14 protein-coding genes are annotated in these 15,984 nt (G+C 57.9%); 4 read left to right on the top strand and 10 right to left on the bottom strand.

Annotated features, from left to right (window positions below):
- Positions 1 to 129 precede the first annotated feature (129 nt).
- Positions 130 to 606, top strand: a complete 477-nt coding sequence (locus CU103_RS03295) for a hypothetical protein (protein WP_106662453.1) — start codon at positions 130 to 132, stop codon at positions 604 to 606.
- Here the strand turns inward: CU103_RS03295 and CU103_RS03290 are convergent.
- The 3 genes from CU103_RS03290 to CU103_RS03285 all read right to left on the bottom strand — a co-directional run bounded on the left by CU103_RS03290 (position 593) and on the right by CU103_RS03285 (position 2,621).
- Complete coding sequence (locus CU103_RS03290; RefSeq protein ID WP_106662452.1) at positions 593 to 877, bottom strand: GIY-YIG nuclease family protein; 285 nt, start codon at positions 875 to 877, stop codon at positions 593 to 595. The genes CU103_RS03295 and CU103_RS03290 overlap by 14 nt on opposite strands.
- Before the next feature lie 997 nt (positions 878 to 1,874).
- Positions 1,875 to 2,039, bottom strand: coding sequence for a hypothetical protein (locus CU103_RS31285; RefSeq protein WP_170116981.1), 165 nt, complete (start codon positions 2,037 to 2,039; stop codon positions 1,875 to 1,877).
- Positions 2,040 to 2,423: 384 nt separating this feature from the next.
- The gene (locus CU103_RS03285) at positions 2,424 to 2,621 is read right to left on the bottom strand and encodes a hypothetical protein (RefSeq protein ID WP_106662451.1); all 198 of its coding nucleotides are present in this window, start codon (positions 2,619 to 2,621) and stop codon (positions 2,424 to 2,426) included.
- Between the two features lie 359 nt (positions 2,622 to 2,980).
- Here CU103_RS03285 and CU103_RS03280 point away from each other — a divergent pair, with 359 nt between their 5' ends.
- Entirely contained in the window at positions 2,981 to 3,823 is an 843-nt protein-coding gene (locus CU103_RS03280) for a hypothetical protein (RefSeq protein WP_106662450.1), read from the top strand.
- Between the two features lie 37 nt (positions 3,824 to 3,860).
- Here the strand turns inward: CU103_RS03280 and CU103_RS03275 are convergent, their stop codons facing one another.
- Positions 3,861 to 4,043, bottom strand: coding sequence for a hypothetical protein (locus CU103_RS03275; protein ID WP_162707263.1), 183 nt, complete (start codon positions 4,041 to 4,043; stop codon positions 3,861 to 3,863).
- A 37-nt stretch (positions 4,044 to 4,080) separates the two neighbouring features.
- Positions 4,081 to 5,889 (bottom strand): translation elongation factor 4, encoded by a 1,809-nt coding sequence (lepA, locus tag CU103_RS03270; RefSeq protein ID WP_106662639.1) that lies wholly within the window; start codon positions 5,887 to 5,889, stop codon positions 4,081 to 4,083.
- 147 nt (positions 5,890 to 6,036) lie between these two features.
- On the opposite strand from lepA, the gene CU103_RS03265 reads away from it, so the two are divergent.
- Together CU103_RS03265 and CU103_RS03260 are read left to right on the top strand one after the other, a co-directional pair.
- Positions 6,037 to 6,606 carry a DUF2239 family protein gene (locus CU103_RS03265; RefSeq protein ID WP_106662448.1) on the top strand — a complete coding sequence of 190 codons (570 nt, stop codon included), beginning with the start codon at positions 6,037 to 6,039 and terminating at the stop codon, positions 6,604 to 6,606.
- A gap of 150 nt (positions 6,607 to 6,756) precedes the next feature.
- Positions 6,757 to 9,093 (top strand): alpha/beta hydrolase, encoded by a 2,337-nt coding sequence (locus CU103_RS03260; protein WP_106662447.1) that lies wholly within the window; start codon positions 6,757 to 6,759, stop codon positions 9,091 to 9,093.
- A 133-nt stretch (positions 9,094 to 9,226) separates the two neighbouring features.
- Here the strand turns inward: CU103_RS03260 and CU103_RS03255 are convergent, their stop codons facing one another.
- The 5 genes from CU103_RS03255 to pgi form a co-directional block, all read right to left on the bottom strand.
- Positions 9,227 to 11,209 (bottom strand): PhoX family protein, encoded by a 1,983-nt coding sequence (locus CU103_RS03255; RefSeq protein ID WP_106662446.1) that lies wholly within the window; start codon positions 11,207 to 11,209, stop codon positions 9,227 to 9,229.
- A 118-nt stretch (positions 11,210 to 11,327) separates the two neighbouring features.
- Positions 11,328 to 12,317, bottom strand: coding sequence for a threonine ammonia-lyase (locus CU103_RS03250; protein WP_106662445.1), 990 nt, complete (start codon positions 12,315 to 12,317; stop codon positions 11,328 to 11,330).
- A gap of 93 nt (positions 12,318 to 12,410) precedes the next feature.
- The gene (locus tag CU103_RS03245; protein ID WP_106662444.1) at positions 12,411 to 13,151 is read right to left on the bottom strand and encodes an HAD family hydrolase; all 741 of its coding nucleotides are present in this window, start codon (positions 13,149 to 13,151) and stop codon (positions 12,411 to 12,413) included.
- Positions 13,148 to 14,203: a M14 family metallopeptidase gene (locus CU103_RS03240; protein WP_106662443.1), complete on the bottom strand. Its 1,056-nt coding sequence runs from the start codon at positions 14,201 to 14,203 to the stop codon at positions 13,148 to 13,150. Before CU103_RS03240 ends, CU103_RS03245 begins: the two co-directional genes overlap by 4 nt.
- Positions 14,204 to 14,237: 34 nt before the next feature.
- Positions 14,238 to 15,890, bottom strand: coding sequence for a glucose-6-phosphate isomerase (pgi, locus tag CU103_RS03235; RefSeq protein ID WP_106662442.1), 1,653 nt, complete (start codon positions 15,888 to 15,890; stop codon positions 14,238 to 14,240).
- Positions 15,891 to 15,984 lie beyond the last annotated feature (94 nt).

The raw sequence follows: 15,984 nt of genomic DNA, 5'->3' as shown, positions 1-15,984 counted from the left end.
GAGAAAGCCGCACTCAACGCACCCAAAACTCCCCTCTCCTCCTGACATCTCCTGACACAAGGTTGTCAGGAGCCCTGCGCTATATTCATCCACGAAAAGCACGCAGAATGGTGCGCGGGAGGACTAGCGATGGACGCGGAGATACAGACACTTGGCAGTGCGGCGGATTTCGATTTTCTCATCGGCGACTGGAACATCCGCAACCTGCGGCTGAAGGAGCGGTTCAAGCAATCTGACGAATGGGATGAGTTCCACGCCACGTCGAGCGTGCGCAAGGCGCTGTATGGCACGGCGAATATCGAGGAAATGGATATGCCGTCACAGGGTTTTGCCGGGCTGACGGTGCGCCTGTTCAACCCGCGCGACGGGTCATGGTCGCTGAATTGGTCCGACAGCCGCAGCAATGTGATGTTTCCGCCGATCATCGGCCATTTCGACAATGGCAAGGGGGTTTTCTACGGCGACGACACCGATGACGGCGTGCCGGTGCGCGTGCGCTTCCTGTGGACGCCCTCGCCCGACATGCCGCTGTGGGCGCAGGCGTTTTCAAAGGATGGCGGCGAAACCTGGGAAACCAACTGGGTGATGGAGTTTACGAGAGTGTAGCGTAAAGATCTTCCCAATTTGGGTTGATGCTTTCGATAAGTTCGATCTTCCATTGGCGATGCCAGCGTTTCAGCGATTTCTCGCGCTGGATAGCGTCTACGATCAACCCGTGCTCTTCATACCAGACCAGCCGCGCACAGCCGTATCTCCATGCAAAACCCGGCGTGTACCCCTCGCGGTGCTGGTACATGCGCCCGGCAAGATCGGACGTGACCCCGATGTACAGCGTGCCGTGCTTGTGGTTGGCGAGGATATAAACGTAGCCGGACATGCTGCATTTTGAATTGCAAACGGCGCCCGGGTAAATTCAACGAATGGCGTATTTTCAACTTTCCTTCATCGTAAGCATCGCCTCTCTGTATGTCGTAGAGCACCTCGCTTTCCATCATCCTGAGGCGCACCTCCCTTTCCGCTGATCCTGGCGCACCTCCCTTTCTGATAATCCTGGCGCACCTCCCTTTCCGTCATCCTGAGGCGCGCTCCCTTTCCGATAATCCCGGCGCACCTCCCTTTCCGTCATCCTCGGGCTTGACCCGAGGACCCACGGCAAAGAAGCGTTATCATTTCGACAAAACTCGACGAGATCCAGCGGAGTGTCAGCGCTGGTGTGCTTGCCATTGAGAGAGGTAATTCTCTGGAATTCGTTGCGCGGTTGCGAACTCGCGCTTCTTTGCCGTGGGTCCTCGGGTCAAGCCCGAGGATGACGGAAAGGGGGGTGTTTTACGATGAACGGAGAGGGAGGTGTTTTACGATACATGAGAGCCGAGTGCTCTACGATAGATGGAAAGGTGCATTCAGGATGACGAGGTGGCGTTTTACGATAAACGGCGAGCGAAGCGATCTACGATAATCCAAGAGCACGTCCCTCTCTGTCATCCTGCAGCACACACCTCCCGTATATCGCAAAGCACCTCCTCCCTTTCCGATAATCCCGGCGCACCTCACTCGCCGTCATCCTCGGGCTTGACCCGAGGACCCACGGCAAAGAAGCGTTATCATTTCGACAAAACTCGACGAGATCCAGCGGAGTGTCAGCGCTGGTGTGCCATTGAGAGAGGTAATTCTCTGGAATGCGTTGCGCGGTGGCGAACTCGCGCTTCTTTGCCGTGGGTCCTCGGGTCAAGCCCGAGGATGACGGAAAGGGGGGTGTTTTACGATGAACGGAAAGGGTGGTGTTTTACGATGGACGGAGACGGAGGTGCTCTACGATGCATGGAGAGCCGAGTGCTTTACGATCCGCGATATGCGCTCGGCAAAGCACCCAAAATTCAGCGGCGCGACATCTCGCGCGCGATGCGGGCGAAATCCGCCTGCTTGATGCCGATATCGGCACGGTCGCTCGCGCTCATGCCCTGCAGCATGGCCAGGGCTTCGCGATAGGCACTGTCATTGTTGCGGCGGCTGCGCGTGGCAAAATCAATCAGAAAGCTCATGGCCTGTTCCCTTATGGCACTGTTTCAACAGGCATAAGATAGGCGCGAGTGTGGGTATTGTGCAGTGCAATAACTGCATGGCTGGTATGTGGACCTGCGATGATTGCTATCCTCGGGCGGACCCGAGGATAACCGAGAACATTACTTCTCTTTGCGTACACCTTTGAAGGGCGTGCCGCCTTTCTTACCGTCCATAAAGCGACCAGTATCTGAGTCGCGTTTTGTCCATGTTTCTGTCTTAGGGTTTAAGGTCTGCGAACGGTCGCGAACGGCGCCGTTCCGATGACCGTCCCCCTTAGGTGGGTTTGTAGCCATTTGAATCTCCGTTAGAGTGATGAGATGAGATGAGATGAGATGCCAACGCTCGGAAGCGTTGGCGGGGTTTCACGCAGCACGCTTCTTAAGTGCTTCTTCCTTGCTCCCGACGTGAGCTCGTTCCTTTAGAACTTCGTTCACGCGACCAGGATTGACGTCGAAGCTTGCTGCAATGCGGTTTTGGAACTCACCATCCCAATGACGAAGCCAGTTCATGACCGCATCTTCGAAGGCAAGTTTGTAGCTTGGTTTGCCGTTGTCGTTCATGGCAAATCCTTTCACTCAAAAATTACCCTCTTGAAACGGAGACCGAGAAATGCGATTCTCTGAATGCAAACGGTTCAGACAAATCGACAATCTTAGTATTCCGTCCAGCGGATTCGGGCTTGTCCACTGACACCACGGGTCACATTGCAGTCGAGGATCAGTCGACGTGTTCTGTGACCCTTTTTGTTACTGCCCTTACGACGGCGCTCTATTCGCAAGCGGCTACTGCTCTGCCCATTGCTGAAACTCCTGCTTATAATTTCATTGTCGCATATTCAATCCTTGATGTCAAGCTATAATAGTGCTATATTTCAGCTACAGGTGTTGTAACTTGCAATAAAATCTTTTCGGAGAAGGCCATGAATAACGAGAATACTGACGTTCGCAAGCGCTTTCGTAGCCCGCCCTATCCTTCTCTTACTCTACCAAAGGCAATAGAGAGGGCTGAGCAATTGTTTCGTAAAGCCAATCACTATGCGGCCGGGATATCCGTTTTAGCAGATGCATGGCAGTTATCAGTTGAGAGTGGCGGCCTGTTGAAAAGTGCGGCTGCGTTAATACAGTATAGTCTGCTCTCCGACCAAGGCACGGGAAAATCGAGAAAATTTCAGCTTACGGACGTTGCGCGTCGCATCATTCAGGACACGGATCCAGAGTCGGACAAACGCAAGCAAGCGATAAGGACTTCAGCCCTTATGCCTAGTATTCACAAAGAGCTATGGGAACGCTTCGGCAGTCCCGACAAGATTTCGGATTCTGTGCTCCGAAATCACTTGTTGTTTGATCGCGTCGACAACGGCGAAGCTCCCTACAGTGAAGCTTCGGCGTCCGAGGTGATCCAGACCTATCGAGACGCATTGTTGTTTGCGGGTATAACGGCTCCAGACATCTCGGATACTGTTGAGTATGAGGAGACGGTTACATCGGAAGTGCCTTTTGCAAGCGAAACGGCGAACTCGATTTCGCAAGGTCAAAAGCCCTTCGGTGAACCTTCTCATTCTTCGCACCGAAATCTAACTGGAGCAAATATTGGGGTAGTCGTAGCGGACGAAACCGAATGGATGCGTAGCAAACTGGGTAGCGATACTGTAGTTCGCATTGTATCAAATCGAGATCTGGGACCAAGAGAAATTGGAAAATTGATCAGGTTGCTACAGGCGCAACAGTCGGTTCTGGAAGAAGACGATGCACTGCCCGATTAAACTGTGGGACGTATGAAGCCATCGCGCTTTGTCGGCCTCACCCCCCGACCTGCTCTTCCTGTTCCACCGTCAGCGGCTTGATGCCGGGCGTCGGGGGTTCGGGCTGGTCACCCTGGGTGATGGGCATGGCTGCGGGCGGGGTGCGCGGCGCGGTCGTGCTGCACGCCGCCGCGCTGCACAGGATCAGGCTGCCGATCAGGAACTGATGAACGAGGCGCATCGGGGTCATAAAGACAGGGAATTGAGGGCCATGGCCCTCAATTATCGCTCATCTTCAGCGCCTGGATGAAGGCTTCCTGCGGGATTTCGACCTTGCCGAACTGCCGCATGCGCTTCTTGCCTTCCTTCTGCTTTTCCAGCAGCTTGCGCTTGCGCGAGACGTCGCCGCCATAGCACTTGGCCGTCACGTCCTTGCGCAGGGCCGAGATGGTTTCGCGCGCGATCACCGTGCCGCCAATGGCCGCTTGGATCGGGATCTTGAACATGTGCTTGGGGATCAGGTCCTTCAGCTTTTCGCAAAGGTCGCGGCCGCGCTTTTCGGCGGCGGCGCGGTGCACCATCATCGACAGCGCATCCACCGGCTCGCCATTCACCAGCACCGACATCTTGACCAGATTGCCCTCGCGGTAATCCGACAGGTGATAGTCGAAGGAGGCATAGCCCTGGCTGATCGACTTCAGCCGGTCGTAGAAATCGAACACCACCTCGTTGAGCGGCAGGTCATAGGTGACCATGGCGCGCTTGCCGACATAGTTCAGGTCGATCTGGATGCCGCGGCGGTCCTGGCAGAGCTTGAGGATGGAGCCGAGATAATCGTCGGGGGTGAGGATCGTCGCGCGGATCCACGGCTCCTCGATGGTGGCGATCTTCATCACTTCCGGCATGTCGGCGGGATTGTGCAGCTCGCGCTGGGTGCCGTCGGTCATGTTGAGCTTGTAGACGACGCTCGGCGCGGTGGCGATGAGATCGAGGTTGAATTCGCGCTCCAGCCGTTCCTGAATGATCTCGAGATGCAGGAGCCCCAAGAAGCCGCAGCGGAAGCCGAAGCCGAGCGCGGCGGAGCTTTCCATCTCATAGGAGAAGCTGGCGTCGTTGAGGCGCAGGCGGCCCATGGCGGCGCGCAGATCCTCGAAATCCGCCGCATCGACGGGGAAAAGGCCGCAGAAAACCACGGGCTGCGCCGGCTTGAAGCCGGGCAGGATCGTATCGGTCGGGCGCTTGTCCTCGGTGATGGTATCGCCAACGCGGGTGTCGGCGACTTCCTTGATCGAAGCGGTGATGAAGCCGAATTCGCCGGGTCCGAGCTCGTCGACGGCGAGCATCTTCGGCGTGAACACGCCGGTGCGCTCGACCGGATATTTGGCGCCGGTGCCCATCATGCGGATGGTCTGGCCCTTTTTCAGCACGCCATCGATGATGCGCACGAGGACGATGACGCCGAGATAGGCGTCGTACCAGCTATCGACCAGCATGGCCTTCAGCGGCTTGGTGCGGTCGCCCTCGCGCGGCGGCGGCAGCTGGTTGACGATGGCTTCCAGCACATCCGGAATGCCAAGGCCGGTCTTGGCGGAGATCAGCACGGCCTGGCTCGCATCGATGCCGATGACTTCCTCGACCTGCTCGCGGATACGCTCCGGCTCGGCGGCGGGAAGATCGACCTTGTTCAAAACCACGACGATCTCGTGGTTGTTGTCTATGGCCTGGTAGACATTGGCCAGCGTCTGCGCCTCGACACCCTGCGAGGCATCGACGACAAGCAAGGAACCCTCGCAGGCGGAGAGCGAGCGCGAGACCTCATAGGCGAAATCGACGTGGCCGGGCGTGTCGATCAGGTTGAGGATATAGTCCTCGCCATTGTTGGCCTTGTAGTTGAGCCGGACGGTCTGCGCCTTGATGGTGATGCCGCGCTCGCGCTCGATATCCATCGAGTCGAGCACCTGCTCCTTCATGTCGCGCTGCTCCAGCCCGCCGGTCGATTGGATCAGGCGGTCGGCAAGGGTGGATTTGCCATGGTCGATATGGGCGACGATGGAGAAATTACGGATGTGATCTAGTGGAGTGCTCATGCGCGCCACATAGAGCATTTCGGGGCGTTTTGGAAGGGCGACACGCGGCGCTCGCGACAATCGCCCATAATAATTTTATCCGGGTATATTGACGATAGGGTTATATCCGGGTAAATTATCGCCTGGATTGAGCAGCGAGTGAGCGCGATGGACGATATAGAGACGAAGTGCACGGCCTTTCAGGGCACGCGCAAGATTGCCAGCGGGACACGCGCCCAAGTGGCGCTCAGCGTGAAGCACGCGGGCGAGACCCACGAGACGATCCTGATCTTCGACGACGCGACTGGCCGGCAGGTCGAGTTCGACCTGCGCGGCAGCGATGCGGAGATCGTGGCGCGGCTGAGCAATAGCGAGCCGCGCAAGCCGGGGCGGCCGAAACTTGGCGTTACGGCACGTGAAATAACGCTTTTGCCGCGGCACTGGGATTGGCTGAACAGCCAGCCGGGCGGCGCTTCCGTTACGTTACGCAAGCTGGTGGATGCGGCACGCAACGCAACTAGCGGGCGCACCGCCAAGCGGCAGGCGCAGGAAGCCGCCGACCGCTTCATGATGGCGATGGCCGGCAACCAGCCGCACTACGAAGAAGTGGCGCGGGCGCTTTATGCCGGAAACGTCCAGCAGTTCACCGACCTGACCGAAGGCTGGCCGCAGGATGTGCGCGATCATGCGCGGCAGCTGAGCGAACCGGCTTTCGATTGGGAGGACGGCACCATTTAGTCTTTAGGCCAAGATCGCGCTTTCTGGCACAGCCCTTGCTTTTGAAATTGCAAGCTTGTGAGCAGGTCCGGCGTTACGGATCGGCCCACAAGCCAGATTTCGTTGTTTTTATTATTTATTTTGAGGGCATTGGCCCAAGGAGTTTTCAAGATGATGCAATGGGTGAAATCCGGCACGCGCAGCGCGTGTCTGTTTGGCGTACTGCTTGCCGTTTTGGCAGGCTGCAATGGCAGCGATTCCGAAACGAACCCGGAATCAACATTTTCTGGAACCGAGCCATCGACGAGCGACGATACCAAGGTACCGAACGAGCCGGTGACCGGCGAAGTCAAGATCGTTCCCAATACAGATCCGAGCCCGCCGGTTACGACAGGCGGTGAGCCGAACCCGATTGTTAACGCGCTTGAAGCCGCAAGCAAAAGTGCCACCCGCTTTATCGAGATAGCGCCGGATACAGCGGGAGGCCAGACGTTTGAATCATCACCAACATTTGACTATGATCTCGGGAACGTCGTAACAATGCATAGTGCCGACTCAGCCGCCTTTACTGGCGGCAAAGTCATCATCAGCCCGATCAAGGGCTGGATACGCTATCCTGAAAAGAAACTCGATTCCTCGCTCGATACAGAGCGGTATAAGGTCATTGTTTTCCTTCATGGGCAACACACCGACTCAACGACCGAACACAGTTTTCAAGGATACAACTATCTCGCGGAGGATCTGACACCACATGGCTATGTGGTTCTGTCAATTGACGCTAGGATTATCAATGAGGCGGGGTGGGACAACTCTTCCGGCCAGTCGCGTGCCCAACTCGTACTCGGCACACTGGATCGCCTGCGCCAGATCGACGAGAATGGTCAGGTGGACAAAGACGGTAAACCTGGACCTCTTAATGATCTGAAAGGCAAACTCGATTTCACTCGTATCGGCGTCATGGGCCATTCGCGCGGTGGCCAAGGCGTTTCCACGGCCATACTGTTTAACGAAACCCGCAGCGGCGTAACGGAAGCGGATCTGCGGACGGCTCTCCTGGCTCAACCGTCCGGCTTTAGAACCGCTTATCCCGATCTTTCAGCAGCTGTCATACCCGCCGCTGGCAGCGCAACGGCCAGCATAGATGAGACCAGGTTCAAAGCAGCGATCGCGAAATACAACATTTATTACGCCGCCGGCAGTGGAAACGAGAACGTTCCCCCGCCGTATAGTTTCAAAGGAGCCTTTTTGTTGGCGCAGACGGATTTTGGCGGCAGTAACGGGTTGAGCGATGTGCCAGTGGCCACATTGCTGCCGTCCTGCGATGGCGACATGCGCAACCTTCAGGGTTCTTCCACCTATGACCGAAATCGCTTCGGCCGTTCCGACTATACGGCACCGCGCTATCAGATCATGGTGAACGGCGCCAACCACAACTATTACAATACACATTGGCCCAGCGACGACTTCGGTAGAGGCAGAGGACCTGATTATTGCCTCACGTCAAACACCGACTCCATCAGGCTCACCTCGGACGATCAACGCAGAGGCGGCACTTTCATCATCAATTCGTTCATGCGCTATCATGTGGGAGGCGAGCAAAAGTTCGCATCATGGTGGAACGGCCTGGCACAGTTGCCCGAACAGGCCTGTCCATCTGGCAAAGGCCCTTGCGACGAACGCATTGTGCTGACCGTCCAGAAGGCCGAGTCTGGGCGTCAGCTGATCCAGCGTTTCGAATGGGCAGACAGTCTCAGGCGCAGCCTCATCGGCGGCGTCATTACGTTTTCAGACTTTGATGCTACCGCACGGTGCATCATGCCCTCCGTTGCCAACGCGGGAGGAAACTGCGCACCCACACGTCTGCCGGGCTTCGCATGGAAAGTTGATACTTTTGGGATTGCCATCAAGGGCCTCCTCTCAATTGCGGACCATGCGGAACTCCCCTGGTCGAAGCCGAACGCCTCGATCGTCACCGAACTCAAGGACCTTTCCGCCAAGGACTATGATTCACTTACCTTCCGCATTGGAGTGGTATGGCCGCTGGGTCAGGAAGTGGAGGTCACACTTACCGACACGGCCGGCAAGTCGGCGACGGTCGATGCGAGCAATTTCAGCGACGCACTGTACAACGCACCGAAGCGAAAGAAGGGTGGAACCACACCCAAAGAAGAGGACTTGCCGATGCTGGACGACCCGACCGACGCACCCTACGCCAACGGCGAGGTGAAAATCCTCCTGAACATGGTCGCCATCCCCTTGCAAGCCTTTGAGGGAGTAGACCTTGCACACCTCAAAGAACTGAAACTCGCTTTCCCCAAGGAAAGCGGCAAGGTGGCGATCACCGATATCGAGTTGCAGAATTTCGGGCGTGACGAGCGCCTGGCGGAGATTGCGCTGTCACAGGCAGGTATGCTGGGAGGGGCCGGTGGTGGTGTCGCCTTTGGCAGCAATGAAGGGGCAAACAAGTCCGCTGGCGACGAGGACAACCAGCTGATCGTCAATCATTGATGCCATCGCACTACGGCGCTTGCCCTCGGGCCGGCGTGGTTTCATGCGTGACTGTGAAACGAGTTGCAGCCCAATGACAAAAGAGCCCCGGCTTGTGGGAATATCCCACAAGCCGGGGCTCTTGTTCGTGCACTCAAACCCCGATCTTGCCGCCGCCCTTTTTGGTGATGGCGAGGACCGACGGACGCACCGGCATGTTGTCCTTGAAATCCGGCCAGCGGGTCGAAAGGTCCTCATAGTAGGAGGGACGGCCGAAGGGCTTCCAATCCTCGCCGCCATCGCCGGGATGCTGGACCGCAACCATCATCGTTGCCATATCGGGCAGCATGAGCGGGCCGCACATTTCGGCGCCTACGGGAACACGGAAGAACAGCTTCGACGTGGCGCGTGCTGCGCCTTCCGTATCCACTGCCCAGATGCCGTCGGTGCGCCCGGTTTCCTTCGGCGAATTGCCGTCGGTGGAAACCCAAAGACGGCCATCCGCATCGACCGCGCAATTATCGGGCATGCCGAACCAGCCGTTTTTCGTCGTGTCGGTGGAGAAAGAAGCACCCACATCGGCGACGGACGGGTCACCGCATTTCAGCAGTATTTCCCATTTGCCCTTGGTGGCAGTGAAATTGCCATCTTCCTCGGCAATCTCGACAATATGACCGAAGGCGTTCTTGGCGCGCGGATTGACTGGGTCGACCTGGTCGTCCTTGCGCTTGGTGTTGTTGGTGAGCATGACATAGACTTTGCCATTGACGCCGTTCGGGCCAATATCTTCAGGGCGATCCATCTTGGTCGCGCCGAGCAAATCGCCGGCGCGGCGGGTTTCGATCAAGACGTCGGCTTGCGAGCGGAATCCATTGGCCTCGGTCAGGGGGCCCTCACCGAAGACGACCGGCAGCCAGGCGATCGTGCCGTCGACATCGAATTTGGCGACGTAGAGCGTGCCTTCATCGAGAAGATCGAGATTGGCGGCGCGGTCATCCGGATTGAACTTGCTGGCGGTGACGAATTTATAGACGTAATCGAAACGCTCATCATCGCCGAGATAGAAGACGACACGGCCATCCTTGGCGACGATGGAATCGGCACCCTCATGCTTGAAACGGCCCATGGCCGTACGTTTCTTCGGAATGGAATTGGGATCGTTCACATCGATCTCGACCACCCAGCCAAAACGGTTGGCCTCGTTCGGGTCCTTCGACAGATCGAAGCGGTCGTGGAAATTGCCCCAGTCATAGACGCCTTCCGGAATGCCCATGCGCTTGTAATTGGCGGCTTCCTTGCTGTCCTCCGGCAGTTTTCCGAGGAAATAGCCGTGAATGTTTTCTTCGCCCGAAACGTAGGTGCCCCAAGGTGTGACGCCGCCTGAACAATTATTGATCATGCCGAAGACTTTCTTGCCGGAGCTATCGGCATTGGTCTTGACGCGGTCATGCCCGGCAACGGGACCCGACAATTGCATTTCCGTATTGGCGGTGATGCGGCGGTTAAGCTTGCCGTCCTTGACGACCTGCCACTTGCCGCCGGTCTTCCTGATCTCGACGACGGTGCCGCCATGGGCAGCCATCTCGATATCGACACGCTTCTGGTCTGCCGGTGCAACCTCAAGCTTGCCCTCGACAACCTTGACGATGCCGGGGAACATCAGATGTTCATTGGTGTATTCATGGTTGACGACGAGGATGCCATGCTCGGAGGAACCGTCGATCGGAATGTAGCCGACATAATCATTGTTGTAGCCGAACTGCTTGGCCTGGGCTTCCGGCGTCTGGTTCAAAGGATCGAACTCTGGCGAATCCGGAAAGAGTGCATCGCCCCAGCGTAGAAGCACATCCGCATCGTAGCCGGCAGCGACATGGTGTTTCTCGTCAATACCTGCCTCGACTTCCTCGAAAGTGAAGGCCGACTTGCTCCCGGCGCGCGCGTCATCGGCAAGCATCAACGCCATCGGGCTTACGGTTGCGGCAATGGCGGAAACGGCAAGCGAGCCCTTCAGGAAGCCGCGGCGCGAAAACCGCGCGGCAATGAGTTCGCCCATGGTGGCATTGTCGGTCGGGTTGTGGCCGGGACCGTCATTTTCCTCGAGCAGGCTGGTGCGGAATGTCTGAGATTGGTCGTTCATGGCGCTTACCTCTGGCTATCTGGCTGGGAGAACGGATTTCAACCGTATCGACCCGCTATGACGGCAGAGTAACAATATGATGACAGTTCCGTTGTTTCTCCCCACTTGCGACCATAGTTCAAGCAGCCGCGATCAGCCCGCCATAGATGTCGAGATCCACATTGCCGCCGGAAAGAACCACCGCAACGGTCTTGCCCCTGATATCGACCTCACCAGCCGCCAGCGCTGCAAGCGCGACACATCCGCCCGGCTCCACAATCAGCTTCAGATGGTTGGCGGCATCACGCATGGCGGCCCTGACCGCGCTGTCGGAAACGGCGATGCCGCCCGCAAGATTGTGCTTGTTGATCGGGAAGGTCAGCACGCCCGGCTGCGGCGTGAGGATCGCATCGCAGATCGAACGGTGACCCGTCTCGTTGGTTACGCGTTCGCCGGCAATGAGCGAGCGGCGCAGATCATCGAAATTTTCCGGCTCAACACCCCAAATGCGCGTTTGCGGCGAGCCCGCCTTGACGGCAACCGAAATACCGCTGATGAGACCGCCACCACCGCTTGGTACGAAGACATCGTCAAGCGCCAGTCCGCGTTCCCCGGCTTCGGCAATGAGTTCAAGACCAATCGTGCCCTGCCCCGCCATGATGGACGGGTCATCATAGGGCGGCACCAGAACCATGCCGCGCTCTTCAATGTATGGTACCGCCACCGCCTCGCGGCTTTCGCTGTAGCGGTCGAAAAAGACAACTTCCGCACCGTAGGACCGGGTATTGGCGATCTTGGTCTGCGGTGCATCGCTCGGCATGATGATGACGGCCCTGATGCCGAAAAGCCGGGCGGAACTGGCGACACCTTGCGCATGGTTACCTGAGGAAAACGCCACGATGCCACGCTCGCGCTCCTTCGGGGTGAACTGGCTGATCCGATTATAGGCGCCGCGAAACTTGAACGAGCCGGTACGCTGCAGGCATTCAGGCTTGAAGAGGATGCGTGCATCGTAACGGGCGTTCAAGGCCTCGGATTCAATGAGCCGGGTGCGTACAAGCTGACCTTCCAGCCGCGTCGCGGCAGCCTCCACGTCGGCTATTCCAACGGCAAAACCCTGACTATCCATGCTGCCCTCGCTTCAAGCTATGATGATAGCGAATTGATAGCACCATGAATGGCTTCAAGCATCCAAATCATTGTCATCATGGCAATTGACGGCTTACGCGGGTGCGGAACTCTCCCGATGCGCCAGATACTGCGGCAGTTCAACGATCGAGCCAAGAATGGCATCGCTGAGCGGGCCAAGGTCGTCGAGCGTGCTGTTGCCGGAGAGCACGCCAACGGCAAGGCCCGCGCCCGCAGCATGGGCCATCTCAAGATCATGGGCATTATCGCCCACCATGGCGATGGCGGCAGGCGCCAGACCAGTCCTGGCGGCAAACAGATGCAGCTGATCGGCGTGGGGCTTGGCGCGCGCTACGGAATCATAGCCGATGATCACGCTGAACAATGCCGTCAGGCCGAGCGCTTCGGCGGTGGCCCGCGCACCCGCTTCCGAATCATTCGTGGCGATGCCGAGCACAAAGCCCTGCTTGACCAGGGCTTCCAGCGTTACTTGCAGGCCGTCAATGCCGACGGCGCGGCGCGAGCCTTCACGCACGGCGTAGTCGTCATAATCGCGGATACGTGCCCGCTTTTCTTCGAGTGTCAGTTCAGGATGCCAGAGATCGACAATGTCATGGATGGTTCCGGCAGCGACGACCGAACCGCCGCGGAACTTTTCCATTTCCCAATCATAACCGCCAGCTTCGACCAGCGCCCGCGCCCGAACTTCATCGCCATCCGCCGCCTTCTGCGCCAGTTCCATGGTGATGCCGAACCAGGTGCGGTTGAAGTCAACCAGCGTGCCGTCCTTGTCGAAAAGAATGCCGCGGATGCGCGATGAGCGGGCGGTTTTCATCGAGCCTCCAGAGAGCCGGGCCTGGCGTTGTCGGAACGCCTGGTGCCCAGCAGTTTCATCAGGTCATCGCCGCGCCTGGTATAACGATGGCTGCGGCGGGTAAGGATCCGGCCCGCCTGGGGTGCGGTCAGAGTGATGTCGCCGTCCGGATCACCGGGGACCGTTACCACCGTGACCAGCCTGGCACCGGCTTCCACCTCGGCGCCGACATCGACATGGAAGAGAATCATACCGCCCTGCGGCGCGCGAATCATTTCGACATTTTCCAGCGGTGTCACAGGGCCGCTGAAATCTACTTTCAGCTCGACGCCTGGATCAACAATAACGCCGCGATGCACCAAAAACCGGTAGAGGCCCTCGGCATCGGCCCTGCCGGTTTCGATATCGACGTCGTTCAGTCCGCGGAACTCGACCGTCGTTACCGCGCGAGCCTTTCGCTGGGCCTCGGGCAATTGCAAGACGGGATGGGCACAGGCTTCCTCGAACGCGGCGTCGGCCGTGCTGTCCCAGGAGAGGATCGCCGTCGAGCCCAGCGCCGAAGCAAGATCGTACATTTCCGGCAGAAAAGCCCGGTGGATGTAAAGGTAGCTCTCGCTTTCATCGTCGCAGTGCAGATCGAGCACGATTTCATGCGGCAGTGCCAGACGCAGGAGCTGGGCTTTCAGCCGCTCGGCCAGGGCTTTCGGCGCATCGACTTGTGCAAGACCGGACGTGTCGAACGTCTCGAGCAAGGGAAAGGACCGGTTGAAATTGACGTTGGAGAAATATTCGAAGCGGCCGAGATGCTGATGCGATAGCCACTGTGCAGAGCCGATCGGATTGGCCTGCGGGACGACAGTGATGTTGCCGGCGACGCGGCTTTCCCTCTCGGCCTTTTCCAGCATGGGAACGAGGAAATGCAGCGCGGCCTGTCCGGGCAATTCCGAACCGTGCAAGGACGATTGCAGATAGGCTGTCGCAGCCTTTTCATTCTTGCCTTCGAAACGCAGAACGCGCAGTTCGATGCTGTTGCCCGGCACGTCGCCGGCCAGCTGGATCATTTCCGTCTTCATCATTCTTTTCCGATTATTTCGTGTGACTTTAGCTCTATTTCTCGCGGCGCTTGCGCAAGTGCGCGACAAGCCCTTGCGTGGAAGCGTCCTTGTCCTTTGGCTTGACCTCGCCGGAGACGACCGGCAGGAGTTCCGTTGCCAGTTCCTTGCCAAGCTCCACACCCCACTGATCGAAGGCATTGATGCCGAAGAGCTGTGCCTCGACGAACACCCGGTGCTCGTAAAGCGCAATCAGACGTCCGAGCGCGTAAGGATCAAGTTTGTCATGGACAATCGTGATCGACGGGCGGTTGCCGGTGAAGACGCGGTGTGGCGCGATGCGGTTTACTTCGGATTTGGGCAGGTTCTTTGCCGCAAGCTGGGCTTTGGCCTCTTCGAGCGTGCGGCCCTTCATCAGCGCTTCGGACTGGGCAAGGCAGTTGGCGAGCAGCATCTCATGCTGGTTGTCGAGATGCGGCTCATGGCCTTTGGCGGCAACGATGAATTCCACCGGGATCGTGTCCGTACCCTGGTGCAGTAGCTGGAAGAAAGCGTGCTGGCCGTTTGTGCCGGGTTCGCCCCATACCACCGGTCCGGTGGGGCCGGCAACGGGTTTGCCATCGACGGTCACGCCCTTGCCGTTGGACTCCATGTCGAGCTGCTGCAGATAGGCAGGCAGGCGTGAGAGGCGCTGGTCGTACGGAATCACGGCACGGCTGGTATAACCGGCGATGGCGCGGTGCCAATAGCCGACCAGGCCAAGAATCATAGGCAGGTTCCTGGGTAGAGCCGCCTTGCGGAAATGTTCGTCCATCGCATGGGCGCCATCGAGGAACCGGCCGAAATCCTCCGGACCAATCGCTATCATCAGCGGCAGACCGATGGCCGACCATATCGAATAGCGGCCGCCGACCCAATCCCAGAAACCGAAAATACGATCCGCGGGAATGCCGAAAGCGTCGACCTTGTCCAGCGCTGTCGAAACGGCGGCGAAGTGTTTGCCGACTGCCTTCTCGCCAAGTGCATCGGCAATCCATTTGCGCGCTGCCTTGGCGTTGGTCATTGTCTCGATGGTGGTGAAAGTTTTCGAGGCGATGATGATCAGTGTCGTCGCAGGATCGAGACCGGCAAGCGTATCAGCGATGTGCGCGCCATCGATGTTGGAGACGAAATGCAGCTTCGGCCCGTCATGGTACGGCGACATGGCGAGCGTCGCCATGGCGGGTCCAAGATCAGAGCCACCGATGCCGATATTCACGACATCGGTGATCGGTTTGTTCTTCGAGCCCTTGATGCTGCCCGATCGCAGACCATCGGAGAAGGCCGCCATGCGGTCAAGCACCTCCTTGACGCCTGGCATGACATCCTCGCCATCGACCTTGATCGGCTTGCCCGAGCGATTGCGCAGTGCGATGTGCAGCACCGCCCGGCCCTCAGTATTGTTAATTGGTTTGCCGGCAAACATTGCGTCGCGACGCTCCTCGACGTTCGCGACTTTTGCCAGATCGCCAAGCAGGGAAAGCGTCTCGTCATTCACCAGGCATTTGGACCAATCAAGCAGAAGATCATCGAGCTGGAGCGAGTAGCGGGAGAAGCGTTTTGAATCGTCGGCAAAGGTCGCGCGCATATTTTTCGGAGCGCCGTTTTTCCAATGTGCTTTCAATGCCTGAACCGACCGCTTGAGGTCGTTCGCTTGTTCTGACGCCATGTCTGTCTCCTGAAGTCACGCTTGATTGTGGGCAAACTGCCATTGGAATGGTTTTAGTTCAATTGATCGAAGGAAGAATCTCTACGCTTTCCAT

Source organism: Phyllobacterium sophorae (assembly GCF_003010965.1).
Lineage (GTDB): Bacteria > Pseudomonadota > Alphaproteobacteria > Rhizobiales > Rhizobiaceae > Phyllobacterium > Phyllobacterium sophorae.
This window is presented reverse-complemented; position numbering and strand designations above follow the sequence as displayed.

Coding starts and splice junctions, on each gene's coding strand:
- pgi (WP_106662442.1), bottom strand. CDS start 15,890: ATGGCGTCAGAACAAGCGAACGACCTCAAGCGGTCGGTTCAGGCATTG.
- CU103_RS03290 (WP_106662452.1), bottom strand. CDS start 877: ATGTCCGGCTACGTTTATATCCTCGCCAACCACAAGCACGGCACGCTG.
- CU103_RS03240 (WP_106662443.1), bottom strand. CDS start 14,203: ATGAAGACGGAAATGATCCAGCTGGCCGGCGACGTGCCGGGCAACAGC.
- CU103_RS03250 (WP_106662445.1), bottom strand. CDS start 12,317: ATGGATAGTCAGGGTTTTGCCGTTGGAATAGCCGACGTGGAGGCTGCC.
- lepA (WP_106662639.1), bottom strand. CDS start 5,889: ATGAGCACTCCACTAGATCACATCCGTAATTTCTCCATCGTCGCCCAT.
- CU103_RS03265 (WP_106662448.1), top strand. CDS start 6,037: ATGGACGATATAGAGACGAAGTGCACGGCCTTTCAGGGCACGCGCAAG.
- CU103_RS03295 (WP_106662453.1), top strand. CDS start 130: ATGGACGCGGAGATACAGACACTTGGCAGTGCGGCGGATTTCGATTTT.
- CU103_RS03285 (WP_106662451.1), bottom strand. CDS start 2,621: ATGAACGACAACGGCAAACCAAGCTACAAACTTGCCTTCGAAGATGCG.
- CU103_RS03255 (WP_106662446.1), bottom strand. CDS start 11,209: ATGAACGACCAATCTCAGACATTCCGCACCAGCCTGCTCGAGGAAAAT.
- CU103_RS03280 (WP_106662450.1), top strand. CDS start 2,981: ATGAATAACGAGAATACTGACGTTCGCAAGCGCTTTCGTAGCCCGCCC.
- CU103_RS03275 (WP_162707263.1), bottom strand. CDS start 4,043: ATGCGCCTCGTTCATCAGTTCCTGATCGGCAGCCTGATCCTGTGCAGC.
- CU103_RS03245 (WP_106662444.1), bottom strand. CDS start 13,151: ATGAAAACCGCCCGCTCATCGCGCATCCGCGGCATTCTTTTCGACAAG.
- CU103_RS31285 (WP_170116981.1), bottom strand. CDS start 2,039: ATGAGCTTTCTGATTGATTTTGCCACGCGCAGCCGCCGCAACAATGAC.
- CU103_RS03260 (WP_106662447.1), top strand. CDS start 6,757: ATGATGCAATGGGTGAAATCCGGCACGCGCAGCGCGTGTCTGTTTGGC.